Source organism: Streptomyces asoensis (genome assembly GCF_016860545.1).
Classification (GTDB): domain Bacteria; phylum Actinomycetota; class Actinomycetes; order Streptomycetales; family Streptomycetaceae; genus Streptomyces; species Streptomyces asoensis.
The window spans coordinates 294,795-310,256 of sequence record NZ_BNEB01000005.1 but is presented as its reverse complement, the minus strand read 5'-3'; the positions used below and the strand labels follow the sequence as shown (position 1 = coordinate 310,256).

The 15,462-nt window shown below is 73.7% G+C and carries 13 protein-coding genes; 6 read left to right on the top strand and 7 right to left on the bottom strand.

Going from position 1 to position 15,462, the window contains the following annotated elements; genetic code table 11:
- Window positions 1-188 precede the first annotated feature (188 nt).
- From Saso_RS24740 to Saso_RS24730, 3 genes are all read right to left on the bottom strand, one after another.
- Window positions 189-698 carry a DinB family protein gene (locus Saso_RS24740; protein ID WP_189921564.1) on the bottom strand — a complete coding sequence of 170 codons (510 nt, stop codon included), beginning with the start codon at window positions 696-698 and terminating at the stop codon, window positions 189-191.
- An 89-nt stretch (window positions 699-787) separates the two neighbouring features.
- Window positions 788-2,062, bottom strand: a complete 1,275-nt coding sequence (locus Saso_RS24735; protein ID WP_189921567.1) for an alginate lyase family protein — start codon at window positions 2,060-2,062, stop codon at window positions 788-790.
- A gap of 90 nt (window positions 2,063-2,152) precedes the next feature.
- The gene (locus Saso_RS24730; protein WP_229901246.1) at window positions 2,153-3,874 is read right to left on the bottom strand and encodes a glycoside hydrolase family 55 protein; all 1,722 of its coding nucleotides are present in this window, start codon (window positions 3,872-3,874) and stop codon (window positions 2,153-2,155) included.
- A gap of 282 nt (window positions 3,875-4,156) precedes the next feature.
- Here Saso_RS24730 and Saso_RS24725 point away from each other — a divergent pair, with 282 nt between their 5' ends.
- The 3 genes from Saso_RS24725 (at window position 4,157) to Saso_RS24715 (ending at window position 6,738) form a co-directional block, all read left to right on the top strand.
- Window positions 4,157-5,245, top strand: a complete 1,089-nt coding sequence (locus Saso_RS24725; protein WP_189921571.1) for an FAD-dependent oxidoreductase — start codon at window positions 4,157-4,159, stop codon at window positions 5,243-5,245.
- Window positions 5,246-5,339: 94 nt separating this feature from the next.
- Entirely contained in the window at window positions 5,340-6,035 is a 696-nt protein-coding gene (locus Saso_RS24720) for a GAF and ANTAR domain-containing protein (protein WP_229901247.1), read from the top strand.
- Between the two features lie 193 nt (window positions 6,036-6,228).
- On the top strand, window positions 6,229-6,738 hold the full coding sequence (locus Saso_RS24715; RefSeq protein WP_189921573.1) for a DUF6584 family protein: 510 nt from the start codon (window positions 6,229-6,231) through the stop codon (window positions 6,736-6,738).
- Between the two features lie 45 nt (window positions 6,739-6,783).
- Here Saso_RS24715 and Saso_RS24710 read toward each other — a convergent pair whose 3' ends face one another.
- The 3 genes from Saso_RS24710 to Saso_RS24700 all read right to left on the bottom strand — a co-directional run bounded on the left by Saso_RS24710 (window position 6,784) and on the right by Saso_RS24700 (window position 8,886).
- The gene (locus tag Saso_RS24710; protein ID WP_189921575.1) at window positions 6,784-7,485 is read right to left on the bottom strand and encodes a response regulator; all 702 of its coding nucleotides are present in this window, start codon (window positions 7,483-7,485) and stop codon (window positions 6,784-6,786) included.
- A gap of 120 nt (window positions 7,486-7,605) precedes the next feature.
- A complete protein-coding gene (locus tag Saso_RS24705) occupies window positions 7,606-8,361 on the bottom strand; it encodes a CBS domain-containing protein (protein WP_189921579.1) in 756 nt (251 codons plus the stop codon).
- A gap of 54 nt (window positions 8,362-8,415) precedes the next feature.
- Window positions 8,416-8,886: a cyclic nucleotide-binding domain-containing protein gene (locus Saso_RS24700; protein WP_189921581.1), complete on the bottom strand. Its 471-nt coding sequence runs from the start codon at window positions 8,884-8,886 to the stop codon at window positions 8,416-8,418.
- Window positions 8,887-9,140: 254 nt separating this feature from the next.
- Between Saso_RS24700 and Saso_RS24695 the strand changes: the two genes are divergently transcribed.
- Entirely contained in the window at window positions 9,141-11,048 is a 1,908-nt protein-coding gene (locus Saso_RS24695; protein WP_189921583.1) for a glycoside hydrolase family 15 protein, read from the top strand.
- On the top strand, window positions 11,041-12,462 hold the full coding sequence (locus tag Saso_RS24690; protein WP_189921585.1) for an MFS transporter: 1,422 nt from the start codon (window positions 11,041-11,043) through the stop codon (window positions 12,460-12,462). The genes Saso_RS24695 and Saso_RS24690 overlap by 8 nt, the downstream gene beginning before the upstream one ends.
- A gap of 17 nt (window positions 12,463-12,479) precedes the next feature.
- Here Saso_RS24690 and Saso_RS24685 read toward each other — a convergent pair whose 3' ends face one another.
- The gene (locus Saso_RS24685) at window positions 12,480-14,192 is read right to left on the bottom strand and encodes a SulP family inorganic anion transporter (protein ID WP_189921587.1); all 1,713 of its coding nucleotides are present in this window, start codon (window positions 14,190-14,192) and stop codon (window positions 12,480-12,482) included.
- Window positions 14,193-14,523: 331 nt separating this feature from the next.
- Between Saso_RS24685 and Saso_RS24680 the strand changes: the two genes are divergently transcribed.
- On the top strand, window positions 14,524-15,429 hold the full coding sequence (locus tag Saso_RS24680) for a universal stress protein (protein WP_189921589.1): 906 nt from the start codon (window positions 14,524-14,526) through the stop codon (window positions 15,427-15,429).
- Window positions 15,430-15,462: the final 33 nt, after the last annotated feature.

Here is a 15,462-nt window from a genome sequence, read left to right as displayed (position 1 = left end):
TTTGTCCCGGACGGCGCGGTTCTCACCTGGGGGACCGGGAAGATTATTCCGTGTGATCGCCGGATCGGGGCGGAACCCGGCGAACAGCCGTCCCGACCCGGCCGGCCGGCGAGGGCCGGGACCCGGCGCACGGGGCCTCCCGGACGACGCGCCTCGGACGACGCTCCGCTCTCGGGCGCCCGTGGTGCTCAGGCGCCCACGGTGCCGTCGATCCCCTCGCGGAGGAAGTCCGCGTGCCCGTTGTGGCGGCCGTACTCCAGGAGGACGTGGATCATCACCATCCGCAGGGACACCTTCTCCTCCCAGCGGGGCTGGTACCCGGCCAGGTCGAGGGACTCGGCGGCCCGCTCGACCCGGCGCGAGTTCTCCACCTCGGCCTCCCAGGCGGTGAACGCCTCGGCCCTCGTCGACTCGCTCGCGTCGTAGGCCGCCTGGAAGTCGATCTCGTCGGACCAGACCATGGGCGCGTCATGGTCCTCGAACACCCGGCGGAACCAGGCACGCTCCACCTCTGCCATGTGCCGTACCAGCCCGAGCAGCGAGAGCGTGGACGGCGGCATCGACCTGCTGCGCAGCTCCTCGTCGCTCAGGCCCTCGCACTTCATGGCGAGGGTGGCGCGGTGGTAGTCGAGGAAGGCCCGCAGCATGGCGCGTTCGCTCCCGAAGCAGGGCGGTCCTGTGCGATTGTCCCGCGTCACTGACTGCGCTCCTCGTCCGTACCGGCGTCCGGGGGCCAGTATCCACCGTCCCGCCCCCGGAGCACCGGTCTTCGGACAGCCCTACTGCGTCAGCCCGCGATGGAGTCCAGTTGCTCCGCGGCCGGGCGCAGGGCCCACAGGTCACCGCCGGGCGGTTCCTCCAGCGCGCGGACGGCCCGCCGGGCCTGCCGGTCGCCCGCGTCGGCTGCGGCGTGCACCACGTCGGTGGCCGCGTACCGGTGGAACTCCAGCTCGGGGTGCGGCCAGCCGGCCGCGCCGGTCGCGGCGGGCAGCAGGTAGTCCACCGCCTTGAACAGGCTCTGGCCGTCCGGGCCCCGGTACCGCCACAGGTCGGCGCCGACGTGGTCGCCGATGGCCGCGAGCCGGGTGTAGGCAACCAGGTCGAAGGCCGAGTAGTGCCAGCTGCGGGTGCGGGCCAGCTCCTGCGGCTGGCTCCCGTCGGCGGCGATCTGCGGGGCGACGCGCGTGCCGCGTGCGCCCAGGACCGTGCGGCGGGCCAGGCCCTCGTCGCCCGTGGCGTGGGCGAGGGCGGCGACCAGCAGGTCGTAGAAGGTGCCGTGGTTGTTGGCGGCGGCGCCCTCCTGCTTGCCGAAGTCGCTGTTCCTGAGCCAGCCGAGGAAGTCGCTGTTCCACCGGGCCATGCCGGCGCGGTCGGTCCTCGTCCAGCCCGCGGCGCCGGTGTCCAGGAGGGCGAGGGCGTCCAGGACGGCGGTGTACGACTGGGAGAAGTCGATGATGCCGATCGCCCGCCCGTCGTACTTGCAGGGGATGAACTGGGCGTGGTCGAGGTTCGGGTTCATGCGCGTGGCCGGGTCGAGGAACCAGGTGCGCAGGACCTGCCCGGCCTTGCGCGCGTACCGCCGGTCGCCGGTGTAGTACCAGGCCAGGGAGAGGTCGTATGCGGAGTCGAAGACCTTCTCGACGTCCTGCCGGTCGGTGCCGGTGTCGACCTCGGGATTGCGCTGCCCGTCGCGCTGCACATAGGGGCAGCCCCAGGGGTTGCCGGAGGACGGTGGCACGGAAGGCCACCAGTACGGGGCCTGGCTGAGGTAGTCGTGGACGTCGCCGCCGGGCGCGGGCCGGGGCTTGTCGACGACCGTCCAGGGCCCCTGTCCCAGCCAGGCGTCGGCGCGGGCGGCCAGCGTCCGCACGGCAGTGCGCAGGCGCGGGTCGCCGCGGTCCAGGGCGGCCTTCGTCCGCTGGAGCCGGGCGCCGTCCAGGACGGTCGTGTGCGGCGCCCCGGGCTTCGGATGCGCCGCCCCCGCCGAGGCGACGGGCACGGCGGCGGCGGCGAACGCGACCAGGGCCGCCAGGAGGGCACCCAGGCGGGGACGAAGGCTCATGGATCAACTCCGTTCATGTACGTGAACCAGGGGGGCGGGTGAGGCATGGCGGGAAGCGGCCGGGCGTCCGGACCGGGGTCCGGCGGCGGTTCAGATCCCGCGCTGGGCCTCGTGGAGGTTGCGCGGCCGTACCGCCTCGGGGCTGCCGTAGAGCTCCAGCCGGCTGTGCAGGTCGCCGGTGAAGTCGGGGACGTCGATCTGGTCGAACTCGCTGACCGGGTCGATGCCGACGGTGGCGGAGTACGGGGCCAGGCCGTCGATCTTCACCAGGCCCGCCCGGCCGTTGGTGACGCGGATGTTCCAGTGCGTGAAGCGGGCGCCGAAGAGGGGACCCGCGCTCGCGTCGCCGCCGTGCCGGCCGTCGTTGTGCACCGTGATGTCGGTGCGCACGTCGGCGAAGGGCAGGCCGCGATGACTGTCGAAGGTGCCCATCCGCATGTCGCCCCGCGACCACACGTTGTACGAGGACAGCCCCTCGACGTTGATGCCGTGCAGCTGCGTGCCGGGCGGCGCCGGCACCGTGCGTTCCTCGACGGTGAAGTCCTCGACGAGATTGTCGTGCGAGCCCTCCCGGCAGAAATAGGGGTGGTGGGAGCCGCGCCCGGCGACCCTGGTCCGGCGCAGGGTGCACGCCGAGGCGGCCACCAGCCCGAACCCGTTGTCGACGTGGCGCACCGTCACGTCGTCCACCCAGCAGTCGTACGCGCACTGGAGGACGACGCCGTTGTACCCCAGGTCGAGCAGGTGCGGCCGCTGGGGCGTCTTCACCGCCTCCAGGGTCAGCCCCTCGACGCCCGCGCCCGTCAGTTCCGGCACGTGGGTGGTGAGCAGGGGGTTCCATTCCGGGCGTACGTCGAGGGGGAGCGGGCGTTCCAGGGTGACCCTGCGGCCCCGGACCCGCGCGATGCGCACCGGCCATTCGTAGGGCATGTACGAGGTCAGCTTCGTCTTGTCGTCCCACCGGTACGCCAGGGCGCCGGGCCCCTCGCCCGCCATGTGCGCCGGCAGCGTGTGGCCGGCGTCGTCGGCGAGCCGCAGGAGGACGAGCGCGCCGGGCCGCAGCTCCGCGGGGTCGGTGACCGTCACCGTCCAGGAGCCCTGGCGGGCCGGGGCGACGGCGGTGAGCGGCCGCCACTCGTCGCGCCGGTTCCCCGTCCAGCCCTCGAACGGCCACGCCTTCGCCCGGATCGCGGCGACCAGGGAGTTCCACCGCGCCTCGGGCGCCAGCCAGACGAGGCCGCCGGCCCAGGACCAGGACGACTTGTCACCGCCGTAGCGGGAGCCGTAGGCGCCGATCAGCTCGGTCAGGTTGCGCGTCGCGTACAGCGTCGTTCGGCCGCTCCCGGCGCCGCGCACGACGACGTCCGAGTGCCCGACGCGGACGACGTCGTCGATCCGGAAGGTCCCGGAAGGGATGGAGACCGTGCCGCCGCCGGCCCTTCCGGCAGCGGCGACGGCACGGTTGATCGCGGGGGCGGAGTCGGTGGTGCCGTCCGCCCTGGCGCCGAAGGCGCGCACGTCGAACACCCGGGGGTGGCGGGGGAGACGCCGTGCGCCGCCGCGGCAGCCCGCCCGGCCGATGTAGGGGATCTGCGGGTGGGTGTACGGGTCGCGCGCGAACTCGCGCCACAGGAGCGGGGCCCGGCCCCGCGGGCCGGGGGAGGGAGGTGAGGAGGGCGAGGCGGCGGCGGTGGCTCCTCCCGTCACCGCGCCGGCGGCCACGGCCGCCATGGCCGCGGCCCCGGTGAGCAGGCCGCGTCTCGTGAGGTCGGTGTGCCGGTCGCCGTTCCCGCTGTCCCGCGCTTCGCTCATGTCCGCCCGCCCCTCCACTGGTTCACGTAGATGAACAACGTTCATAGCTATGTCGGCCGTGAGCATGCCATGCGGCCCTCGGCACGGGAAAGAGGCGTGCATCGCCGAACTCACCGGCAGACACCGAGCGGGCACCGCGCCCGGTCGCCCGGCCCACGGCGCCGGCGGACGCGGGGAGACCCGCCCCACCTGCGGCTCCGGGACCCGTCGCCCCTACGATCGGAACCGCTGCCCCGGCCCGCGCCCCCTCGCGGGCACGGAACGACTCTCCTGGGAGGACCTGTGATCGCCGTCGTGGGTGCCGGACTGATGGGCGCGGCCACCGCCTGGGAACTGGCCCGGCGTGGTCACGAGGTCACGCTCGTCGAGGCGTACGGCATCGGCCACCGCCACGGCAGTTCGCACGGCAGCTCACGGATCTTCCGGCGGGTCTACCCCGACCCCCTCTACGTACGGCTGACGGGGCTCGCGCGGGAGCGGTGGCGGGAGCTGGAGGACGACAGCGCGACGCCGCTGCTGCGCACGACCGGCGGGCTCGACATGGGCGAGGACCACGACCCGGCGCCGGCGGCGGCCCTCCTCGCCGCGGCCGGCGTGCCCCACGAACTCCTCGGCCCGCAGGCCGCCGCGGAGCGCTGGCCGCAGATCCGGGTCACGGGTCCGGTGCTGTACCACCCGGACGCGGGCGTCGTCGACGCCGACCGGACCGTCGCCACCTGTGCACGGCGGGCCGTCGAACACGGGGCGCGGGTGCTCACCGGAACCCGCGTCACCGGCCTCGACGTCCCGCACGGGGACCGGGCGGTCCTGCGCACCGACGACGGCCAGGAGCTCGTCGCCGACACGGTCGTGATCGCCGCCGGAGCCTGGCTGCCCGAACTCGGACTGCCCCTCGACCTGCCGCCGCTGCGCGTGACCCAGCAACAGGTCTTCCACTTCCGCCAGCACGACCCGGCCGTCCGGTGGCCGACCCTCATCTGGGACGGCGCGCTGCACCTCTACGGCCTGCCGTCGGGCAGCGACGGCGGCCCCCTCCCGGCGTTCAAGGTCGCCGAGCACGACCGCGGCACCCCCACCACCGCCCGCACCCGTGACGGCGTCGCCGACTCCTCCTCGCGCACCCGGGTGAGCGGCTTCGTCCGTGACCGGCTCCCCGGTCTCGACCCCGACCCCGTGGCCGAGGCCACCTGCCTCTACACCAGCACCCCCGACGAGGACTTCGTCCTGGACCGCCGGGGGCCGCTGGTCGTCGTCTCCCCGTGCTCGGGACACGGCGCCAAGTTCGCCCCGCTCATCGGCGCGATGGCCGCCGACCTCGCCACCGGCCGCGCCGAGCCGCACCCCCGCTTCCGCCTCGGGCGCACGGCGTAGGGCTCCGCTCGGGACCGTCGTCGCACAGGCACGGGAATCGCGTGGAAAGCTGGGTAGAAGAGGTTTCCGGGCACGTCGAGAACGCGGAGGCACAGTGCACTGGGACCGGTTCGCGCAGCAGATGGCGTCGATGGCGCGTGACCTCCTCGCGCAGGAGTCGGTCGACGCCACGCTCGAACGGATCACCGCCTCCGCCACGGAGCTGGTGGACGGCTGCGACGCGGCCGGCATCCTGGTGCTGCGGGGCAGGCAGGTCCAGACCCTCGCCCCGACCGACCGACTGGTCGTCGAGAGCGATGAGCTCCAGGCCGACCTGGGCGAAGGGCCGTGCTTCGACGCGGCGCACTCCGCAGAGGGGGAACGGGTCTTCCGTATCGAGGACCTCACCGCCCAGCGGCTGCGCTGGCCGGCCTACGCCCCCCGCGCCCATGCGCTGGGCGTGGGGAGCATGATGGGCTTCCTGCTCTTCACCGAGGAGGAGGACCTCGGCGCGCTCAACCTCTACTCCCGCAAGCCCGGCGCGTTCACCGAGGCCAGCGAACTCGCCGGGTGGCTGCTGGCCTCCCACGCGGCCGTCGCCTTCTCCAGCGCCCGCACCCACGCGCAGATGGAGCACGCGGTCGCCACCCGGCACGCGATCGGCGAGGCCATGGGCATCCTCATGGGCAGTCACCACGTCACCGAGGAGCAGGCGTTCGACGTGCTGCGCCGCTACTCGCAGGAGAACAACATCAAGCTCCGGGAGGTCGCCCGCCTGGTCTGCGAACACGGCGCCCTGTCGAACCCCTGACGGGCGGCTCCTCCGGCACGAGGGCCGAACCAGAGGAACCTGAGCCGGGCCGACCCCATGGGTACGCCGACCGGGCCTGCCGACCAAGTCCCCCGTCACGCCCCGTCCACACGTGGATTCCCGCCGGGACGACCACGTGCTCCGCGGGAAAAACGGTTCGCCCCGCATCGCCGTCGTAGTCGATCATGCGGTCATGCCTCTGGAAGTCACCCTCGCCCGAGCCGAAGCGGACCTCGCCGCCGGACGCGTCCCCGTCGCGCGCCAGCGCCTGCGCGGACTGGTGTCCTCCTTCCCCGACGACCTCACGGCCCGCCGCCGGCTGGCCGAGGTGTACCGGCGGTACGGAGAGCCGGCCCAGGCGGGCCGCTGGATGTACCTCGAAGAGGACCGGGACCCGGCCGAGACCGCCGCGTTCGAGGCGCGGTACCCGACTCCCGCGCAGCGCATGCGGGCCCTCGCCTGGCGCGGTCCCGAGGCGCGGGCCGGGACGGCCTTCGCGGCGGCGCGGCTCGCGGCGGTCCGCACGGCGTGCTCGCAGGCCGTGGGACACCCGGTCGACTGGGACACGGTGCCCGCCGACGAGGAGGGTGCGCACCCCGAGGGGAGCGCCCGCGGCGGTCTCCTGGCGGGAGCGGGCTGCCTGCTCGCGGGCCTCGCGTTCCTCGCGATCTGGGTGAACGGTCTCGTCGCCCTCTTCCGCTGACCGGACCCGGCCCCGCACCCGGACCCGGACCGAGGAGGCGGGCGGTCACCTGGCGCGGGGTTCGCCCGCTCCCGGCTGCTCCAGGTGGGAGGCGAGGACGGCGGCCTGCACGCGGCGCTGCACGCCCAGCTTGGCCAGCAGGCGGGAGATGTGGTTCTTGACCGTCTTCTCGGAGAGGTAGAGCTTCTTGCCGATCTCGCGGTTGGTCAGGCCGTCGCCGATCAGCGCCAGGATGTCCCGCTCGCGCGGGGACAGGCCCGCCAGCTCCGACGGCACGGCGGGTGTCTCCGCCGGATCGGCGCGCAGCGAGCGCATCAGCCGCGCGGTGGTCGCCGGGTCCAGCATCGACTGGCCCGAGGCCACCGTGCGGACCGCCGAGACCAGGTCGGATCCCTTGATCTGCTTGAGGACGTACCCCGAGGCCCCCGCCATGATCGCGTCGAGCAGGGCTTCCTCGTCGTCGAACGAGGTCAGCATCAGACAGGCCAGCCCGGGCATCTGACTGCGCAGCTCCCGGCAGACCGAGATGCCGTCGCCGTCCGGCAGCCGCACGTCGAGGACGGCGACGTCCGGGCGGAGGGCGGGACCGCGGGCGAGCGCGTGGTCGACGGTGCCGGCGTCGCCGATCACCGAGATGTCGGGCTCGGCGTCCAGCAGGTCGGCCAGGCCGCGGCGGACGACCTCGTGGTCGTCCAGCAGGAACACCCGGATCGGGTTCTGCTCGCTGAACGTGCGCGGCTCTGCCATCGTGACCCCTCGTTCCCCGGTGGAGGACAGACCCCGGGCTGTCCCTCACGCCGATCATCACGCGTCCGGCCCCGGAGCACCAGGGCCGATCGGCCCTCCTCCCACGGCCGCCCGGCCGTTTCAGGCCGTGGCGGTGTTCCCGGTGGTCCGCGAGGGCGTCTCCTCCGCGGCCGCGGGCCGGGTGAGGTCGAAGCCGACGTCCACGACCCCCTCGACGGCCCGGACCAGCCGCGCCGCCACCGGCACCAAGGACGTGTCCCTGGCCCGTCCGACGAGGGTCACGACGCCGTCCCGCACGTCCACCCGCACGTTCGACTCGGGCAGCGGGAACAGGTAGGACACGATCTCGCGCCGCACCTCCTCGGCGATCTCCTCGTCGGTCCGCAGGAAGACCTTGAGCAGGTCGGTGCGGCTGACGATGCCCTCCAGCATGCCCACGGCGTCCACGACGGGGAGCCGCTTGACCTTGGCGTGCGCCATGACGCGGGCGGCCTGGGCGAGCGTGGTGTCCGCGCGGACGGTGAGGGCGGGGGAGGACATCAGCTCCTCCGCGGTGACCGCGCCCGCCTTGGCCGCGCCGGCCGCGCGGCGCGCCCGCACGACGGCGTCCTCCCCGGGCGGGCCGGTCAGGACGGGCGGGACGGGTGCCGACGGCGGGAGGCCGGGGCCGGGGTCGCTGTCGCGGAACTCCTCCTTGGGCAGCAGGTCGGCCTCCGAGACGACGCCGACGACACGGCCCTCGCCCTCGAGGACGGGCAGCGCGCTGATGCGCCAGTCCCGCATCAGGCGGACGATCTCCTTGAAGGTCGCCCGGCGGCCGACCGCGGCGACCGTGTGGGTCATGACGTCGCTGACGATGTGCGGCGTGCCGTGCATGATCACTCCTCCGTCGTGTGCCGGACCGGTGCGGCGCTCTTGGTCCGCGACCGGTCAGACGGTGCTGCCGGCGCCGTGGGGGGCGTACAGGTCGAGCAGTCGTGTCCTGGACGCGCGGAGGCGGTGGGCGAGCACCTCGCCGACCCACCGGGCGACGTCGTGCCCCAGGGCGGGATCGTCCCGGCACATGGACCGGACGGCCGTGGCGTCGAACTCGTAGGCCCGCACCGGTGTCGTCGCGCCGGCCCCCAGGTGCCAGACGTGCGGGGTGAACAGCCACGACCAGCCGACCAGGTCGTTGTGTCCCAGGTTCTCGATGACGGCCGCGCGGCGGCCCGGCACCCGCATGTCGAGTTCGATGTTGCCGGTGCGGATGATCCAGAAGCGGTCGGCACGGCTGCCTTCCTCGAACAGACGCGTCCCCTCGGGGACGGAGACCTCCCGGGCGACGCGCAGGAGCCGTCGGCGGTGCTCGGCGGACAGCGCGCGCAGCATGCCGGCGCCGGCGGGGAGGGGAGTGTTCATGACCGGCCTCCGAGGCGGGGTGGACGACCTTCCGGAACCAGGGTGTGCCGGACCGGGCGGGCGGACCATGGGCCGATCGGCCCGCGGCCCGGGCCGTACGCCCCCGGTCGTCACGCCGCGCGCACGGCGGTGCCGGTTTCACCCGCGGTGGGTGAGGCGGGCCGGGCGGCTCCGGCGAACGCTGAGGGAGGCCCCGCCGGTGGTTCGGCCGCCGGCTCCGCAGGACCGCACGTCGTCGTGTGGGAGGAGAGCACATGGACCGGTACCCGCCCATCGCGGACCACGGCATGGTCGGAGACCTCCAGACCGCCGCGCTGGTGTCGTCCGCGGGGACCGTCGACTGGTGGTGCACGCCGCGCTTCGACTCGCCCAGCCTGTTCGCGTCGCTGCTGGACTCCGAGCGCGGAGGACACTGCCGCCTGGCGGCCGACCTCGGCGCCGACGACGGCATGGCGGTGCGGCAGCTGTACCTGTCCGACACGGCCATCCTGGTCACCCGCTTCATGGCGCCGGGCGGCGTGGGCGAGGTGGCCGACTTCATGGTCCCGCTCGACGGGTCCGCCGCGACGGACCGGCACAGCCTGGTCAGGGTCGCGCGGGTCGTCCGCGGCAGCCTGCCGTTCACCTTCGCCTGCCGGCCGCGGTTCGACTACGGGCGTGCGCCGCACACCCTCTCCCGTTCCGACGAACGCGCCGTGGCGCTGCGGGGCCCCGGGACCGACCTGCACGTGCGGTCCACCGAGGGGGTCGCGCTGCGGGCCGACGGCGACGACGTCACCGCCCGCTTCACGCTCTCCGCGGGCCAGGCCGTGGCCTTCGTACTGACCAGCGCATCCGCCGGCGGAGCCGCCCCCGGCGCCCCGACCCTGGACGAGGTCGCCGACCGGCTGGAGCGGTGCCGGGGCTTCTGGCACCACTGGCTGCGCTCGTGCACCTACCGGGGGCGCTGGCAGGACATGGTGAACCGCTCCGCGATCACCCTCAAACTGCTCACCTACGCCCCCGCCGGCGCGCCCATCGCCGCGGCCACCATGGGCCTGCCGGAACAGATCGGCGGTGAGCGCAACTGGGACTACCGCTACACCTGGATCCGGGACGCGTCACTGTCCGTGCGCACCCTGATCGACCTAGGCTTCCACGAGGAGGCGCACGCCTTCCGCCGCTGGCTGCGCGACCGCATCGAGGCGGGCGGGGCGCCCTCGGGCGATCCCCTCCAGATCATGTACCGGGTCGACGGCGACCCCTTCCTGACCGAGGAGACCCTCGACCACCTCGAGGGCTACCAGGGCTCGCGGCCCGTGCGGGCGGGCAACGCGGCCGCCGACCAGCTCCAGCTGGACATCTACGGCGAGGCGTCCGACGCCCTGATCGTGCACGGTGACGTCGGCGCGATCCGCGGATGGAAGACGCTGGCAGGTGTCCTGGACTGGCTGGCCGACCACTGGGACCGTCCGGACGAGGGCATCTGGGAGACCCGCGGCGGACGGCAGGACTTCACCTACAGCCGGCTGATGACCTGGGTGGCGTTCGACCGCGGCGTCCACGCGGCCACCGGCTTCTCCCGGCCCGCCGACCTCAGGCGCTGGTCGGAGGCCCGGGACGCCGTCTTCCACCAGATCGTCGAGCGCGGCTGGCACGACAAGCGCCAGGCCTTCGTACAGCACTACGACACCGACGTGCTGGACGCCTCGCTGCTTCTCATGCCCCGCGTCGGCTTCATCTCCCCGACCGACCCCGACTGGCTGAGCACCCTCGACGCCATGGACGACGAACTCGTCAGCGACAGCCTGGTCTACCGCTACGACCCGGCCGCCTCGCCCGACGGCCTGCGCGGCTCGGAGGGCACCTTCAACCTGTGCAGCTTCCTCTACGTGGAGGCGCTCGCCCGCAGCGGCCGGCTCAGCCAGGCCCGCTACGCCTTCGACAAGATGCTGACGTACGCCAACCACGTCGGCCTGTTCGCCGAGGAGATCGGCCCCTCCGGCGAGCAACTCGGCAACTTCCCGCAGGCGTTCACCCACCTCGCGCTGGTCAACGCGGCGATGGCCCTGGACGAGTCGCTGGACAGGACCGGGACACGGGGGACGGGCGACCACCGGCACCCCGCCGCCCACGGCCTGACCCCGCCGGACAGGGGTGACGGAGGAGATTCGGATGGCTGAACCCGGCGGCACGGCCGGGGCGCCCCCGGCCGCCGGCCAGGGCCGCGTCCTGGCCGCGCTCGCCCTCGCGCAGTTCATCTGCAGCTTCGCCGGCTCCAACATGAACGTGATGATCAACGACATCAGCGAGGACCTGGACACCACCGTGCAAGGCGTTCAGGTCGCCATCACCGTCTTCCTGCTGGTCATGGCGGCGCTGATGATCCCCGGCGGCAAACTGACCGACCGCTACGGCCGCAAACGCTGTTTCCTGACCGGCCTGGTCGTCTACGCCGTCGGAGCCCTGCTCAGCGCCGCCGCCCCTGGGCTCGGCGTGCTGATCCTCGGCAACTCGATCCTCGAAGGCGTCGGCACCGCCCTGCTCATCCCGCCCGTCTACATCCTCACCACGCTCCTCTACCGGGACGTGACGTCCAGAGCCCGGGCCTTCGGCGTCATCATGGCGCTCGGCGGCATCGGTGCCGCGGCCGGACCCCTGATCGGCGGCCTGATCACCGAAGCGATCAGCTGGCGGGCCGCGTTCGTCTTCCAGGCTCTGGTCATCGCGGTGATCGTGGTGCTCAGCCTGCGCCTCGACGATCCGCTGCCGCCCGACCCGACCCGGCCCTTCGACACGGGCGGGGCGGTCCTGTCGGCCGTCGGCCTCGTCCTGGTCGTGATGGGCATCCTGGCCGCCGACGACAGCCTGTGGCTGATGATCGGCCTGATCGTCCTCGGCGCGCTGGTGCTGCTGTGGTTCTTCCGCCGGGTCGGCGCCAGGGAACGCTCCGGGCAGGAACCGCTCCTGTCCCTGACCCTGTTCCGCAACCGCACGTCCGACCTCGGCCTCGTCACCCAGAACGTGCAGTGGCTGCTGCTCATGGGCTCCTCGTTCACGGTCGCGGCCTACCTCCAGGTCGTGCGCCACTACAACGCCGTCCAGACCGGGGTCATCTTCACCGCGGCCACCGCGGGACTGCTCGTCACCTCGCTGTCCGCCGAACGCCTGGCCCTGCGCCACGCCCAACGGACCCTGATCATGGCCGGATTCACCCTCACCATCGCCGGCATCGCCGTACTGGTCGCCCTGGCCGCCGCGTACACCACCGCCTGGGCCTACGTCCCCGGCCTGCTCCTCGTCGGTCTGGGCCTCGGCGTGATGCTGACCCCGTCCGTCAACGTCGTCCAGTCCAGCTTCCCCGAGGAACGGCAGGGCGAGATCTCCGGGCTCTCGCGCAGCGTCTCCAACCTCGGCTCCTCCTTCGGGACCGCCATCGCCGGCACCATCCTCGTCTCCGGCCTGACCCGGGGCGCCTACGCCGCCGCGATGATCACCCTCGGAGCCATCGGCCTCGTCGGCCTCGCCGCCGGCGCGCGCCTCCCGCGCGCCAGGACCCCCACCGCCCCCCGCCCGGCGGCACCGTCCCACCGATGACGAGGCCTCCGGTGCCGCTAACGGGTCTCCAGCCAGGCGCGGTACGCGGTGACGGCGGTCGGCAGGGTCGGGAACATGCGGTCCTGGCCCACGGCTTCCGCGAGGCCGTACGCCCGGAGGTCGTCCAGGAGGTCCTGCTTGACCCGGGCGAGCGCGAACACGACGCCCCGGTCGCCCAGTTCGCGGCGCAGCTCGTCGACCGCGTCCAGCGCGGTGATGTCGACCTCGACATTGGCCTCCGTGTTCAGGACGAACCAGCGCACAGGGTCGGACTGCTCGTCTACCGCGGCCAGGGCGCGCCGCCGGAAGTCCTCGGCGTTGGCGAAGAACAGCGGCGAGTCGTAGCGGTAGACCAGCAGCCCGGGGATCGTCGTCGCCTGCGGGTAGTCGTCCACGTCGTGCATGCCGGCGAGCCCGGGCACCAGCCCCTCGACGGCGTCGTGCGGCCGCGCCACCCGGGTCAGCAGCTCGGCCACCGACAGGCCGACGGCCACGATCACGCCGTACAGGATGTCCAGGGCGAGGACCCCGGCCAGGCAGCCGAGGGCCAGCAGCAGCTCCCGCCCGCGGAAGGACGCCAGCCGCCGGAAGCCCGCGAGGTCGATCATGCGGACGGCCGCGTAGACCACGAGGGCGCCCAGCACGGCGGACGGGGTCCGCGTCAGCAACGGGCTGAGGAAGAGCAGCACGGCGAGCACCACCGCCCCGGCGACCAGCGAGTACGCCTGGCTGCGGGCGCCCCCGGACGCGGCGAGGGCGGTGCGGCTGGCACTGCTGCTCACCGGGAAGCCGTGCAGGAACCCGGCGCCCAGGTTGGCCGCGCCCAGGGCGAGGAACTCCTGGTCGGCGTCGAGCGCGGGACCTTCGTCCCGGGGATCGGTGAACGCCCGCGCCGTCAGGATGAAGTCGGTGTAGGCGACCAGGAGCACACCGAGCGCGGGCAGCACGAGGTGGGGCAGCTCGCCCAGGTCGGGGACGGCGAGTCCCGGCAGTCCGGACGGGACCTCGCCGATCACGGCCAGGCCGTACCTGCCGTCGAGGTCGAACACCACGACGGCCGCCGTGCCGAGGACGACGGCGAGCAGCGGACCCGGCACGGCGCGGGCGTAGCGGGCCGTCACGAAGAGGAACAGCAGGACGGCCGCGGAGAACACCACCGTCGCCGCGTGCGCCTCGGACAGGTGCGTGAGGAACGACCACAGCTGGACGAAGAACTCCGCGCCGCTCGTGTCCACCCCGGTGAGCTTGGGCAGCTGGTCCACCATCATGATCAGCGCCACGCCCGCGAGGTAGCCGATCAGCACGGGACGGGACAGCAGGTCCGCGAAGAAGCCGAGCCGTACCACCCGGGCGGCCAGGCACAGCAGGCCGACCGTCACCGCCAGGGCGGCGGCCAGGGGCGCGTAGGTCCCCGGATCGCCCGCGGCGAGCGGCGCGACGACGGTGGCGGTCATGAGCGCGGTGGTGGACTCCGGGCCCACCGACAGCAGCCGGGACGACCCGAACACGGCGTACATCCCGAGCGCGGGCAGGATCGCCCACAGCCCGGCCACCGCCGGCAGCCCCGCCACCTCGCCGTACGCCATGACCTGCGGCACCAGATAGGCGGCCACGGTGAGCCCCGCGAGCAGGTCACCGGTGAGCCACGCGCGCCGGTACCCGAGGAGCGCGACGAGACCGGGCACCAGCCGGCGCCCCTGCGCGAGGTGTCTGTTCCAGTGCTGGGACATGTGCCGCCTTCCGTCGTCCGGCCCCATGATCCACCGCCCGGGCGAGCCACGGCCGCAGCCCGCGCGCCCGGTGTGCCGTGCCGGACCAACAGGCCCCGCGCCCAGGGCCGTTCGGCCCCCGCGGACGTTCCCGGACAAGAGTGCCGGTCCCGCCCGCGCCGGCGCTCGCGGCTCCCGTCCCGGGCCCGCCACGCCCTGCCGGGCGGGGGGTCGGACGGTCCCGGACCGGGACCAGTGGCCCCTGCCCCGGCCGTCCCCGCCGCGGGGACGCTGGAGTCGGGCAGCCACCCCCGGCCCCGCCAGAGGATCCCTCGCCCAGGAGGTGGAGATCATGCTCCGCAGCATCACCGTAGGTCTCGACGGCTCACGGGAGAGCCGGGCCGCCGTGGAATGGGCGGCCCGTGAAGCCGCCTTGCGTGACCTGCCGTTGAGGATCGTCCACGTATGGGAACCGGTACCCGAGCCGATGGCGCAGGCGCCCCTCCTCGGCGCGGAGACCCAGCAGCACTGGACCGAACGGATCCCCCGGGAGGCCGCGGAGGGGGTCGCCCTGCGCCACCCCGGCATCGAGGTGAGCACCGAGCAGGTCTCCGGCCATCCGGGTGAGGCCCTGGCCGAGGCGGCCGGGAACGCCGAACTGCTCGTCCTCGGATCGAGGGGCCTCGGCGGGATCGGCGGGTTCATGGTCGGCTCGGTCGGCCTGTCCGCCGTCGCGCACTGCGAACGTCCGGTGGTGCTGGTGCGGGCGTTGGAGACCGCCGCGGACGAGCACGAGCAGGACCCCGCGGGCGTCCCTTCGGCCGCGACGCCCTTCCGGCCGGTCGTCCTCGGACTCGACACCCGGCACGCCGACGAGACCCTCATCGGCTTCGCCTTCGAGGCCGCCCGGCACCGCGCCACGTCCCTGCACGTCGTGCATGGCTGGAACCCCCCGCCTTACTACGCCTACGGCACCCCCGCCAACCCGGCCCTTCACGAGGCCCTGGCCCTGGGGGAGGCCGAGGCCATGGCCCAGGTGCTGCGCCCCTGGCGCGAGAAGTACCCGGACGTGGAGGTCGTCGAGCAGTCCCGCTACGGCAGCCCCGCCGTCCTGGTCGTGGAGGCCGCCCGGGCCGCCTCCCTCGTCGTCGTGGGCCGGCGCGTACGCCGCAGCCCGTTCGGCGCGCACATCGGCCATGTCACCCATGCCGCCCTGCACCACTCCACCGCTCCCGTCGCCGTCGTACCCCACGGCTGACCCGTCCGGCACCGTCGAGGAGAGAAGGGGACG

Bases quoted from the DNA above. Each gene is read 5' to 3' on its own strand.
- Saso_RS24710 (WP_189921575.1), bottom strand. From the start codon at position 7,485: ATGGCAGAGCCGCGCACGTTCAGCGAGCAGAACCCGATCCGGGTGTTC.
- Saso_RS24700 (WP_189921581.1), bottom strand. From the start codon at position 8,886: ATGAACACTCCCCTCCCCGCCGGCGCCGGCATGCTGCGCGCGCTGTCC.
- Saso_RS24715 (WP_189921573.1), top strand. From the start codon at position 6,229: ATGCCTCTGGAAGTCACCCTCGCCCGAGCCGAAGCGGACCTCGCCGCC.
- Saso_RS24705 (WP_189921579.1), bottom strand. From the start codon at position 8,361: ATGCACGGCACGCCGCACATCGTCAGCGACGTCATGACCCACACGGTC.
- Saso_RS24690 (WP_189921585.1), top strand. From the start codon at position 11,041: ATGGCTGAACCCGGCGGCACGGCCGGGGCGCCCCCGGCCGCCGGCCAG.
- Saso_RS24730 (WP_229901246.1), bottom strand. From the start codon at position 3,874: ATGAGCGAAGCGCGGGACAGCGGGAACGGCGACCGGCACACCGACCTC.
- Saso_RS24685 (WP_189921587.1), bottom strand. From the start codon at position 14,192: ATGTCCCAGCACTGGAACAGACACCTCGCGCAGGGGCGCCGGCTGGTG.
- Saso_RS24735 (WP_189921567.1), bottom strand. From the start codon at position 2,062: ATGAGCCTTCGTCCCCGCCTGGGTGCCCTCCTGGCGGCCCTGGTCGCG.
- Saso_RS24695 (WP_189921583.1), top strand. From the start codon at position 9,141: ATGGACCGGTACCCGCCCATCGCGGACCACGGCATGGTCGGAGACCTC.
- Saso_RS24680 (WP_189921589.1), top strand. From the start codon at position 14,524: ATGCTCCGCAGCATCACCGTAGGTCTCGACGGCTCACGGGAGAGCCGG.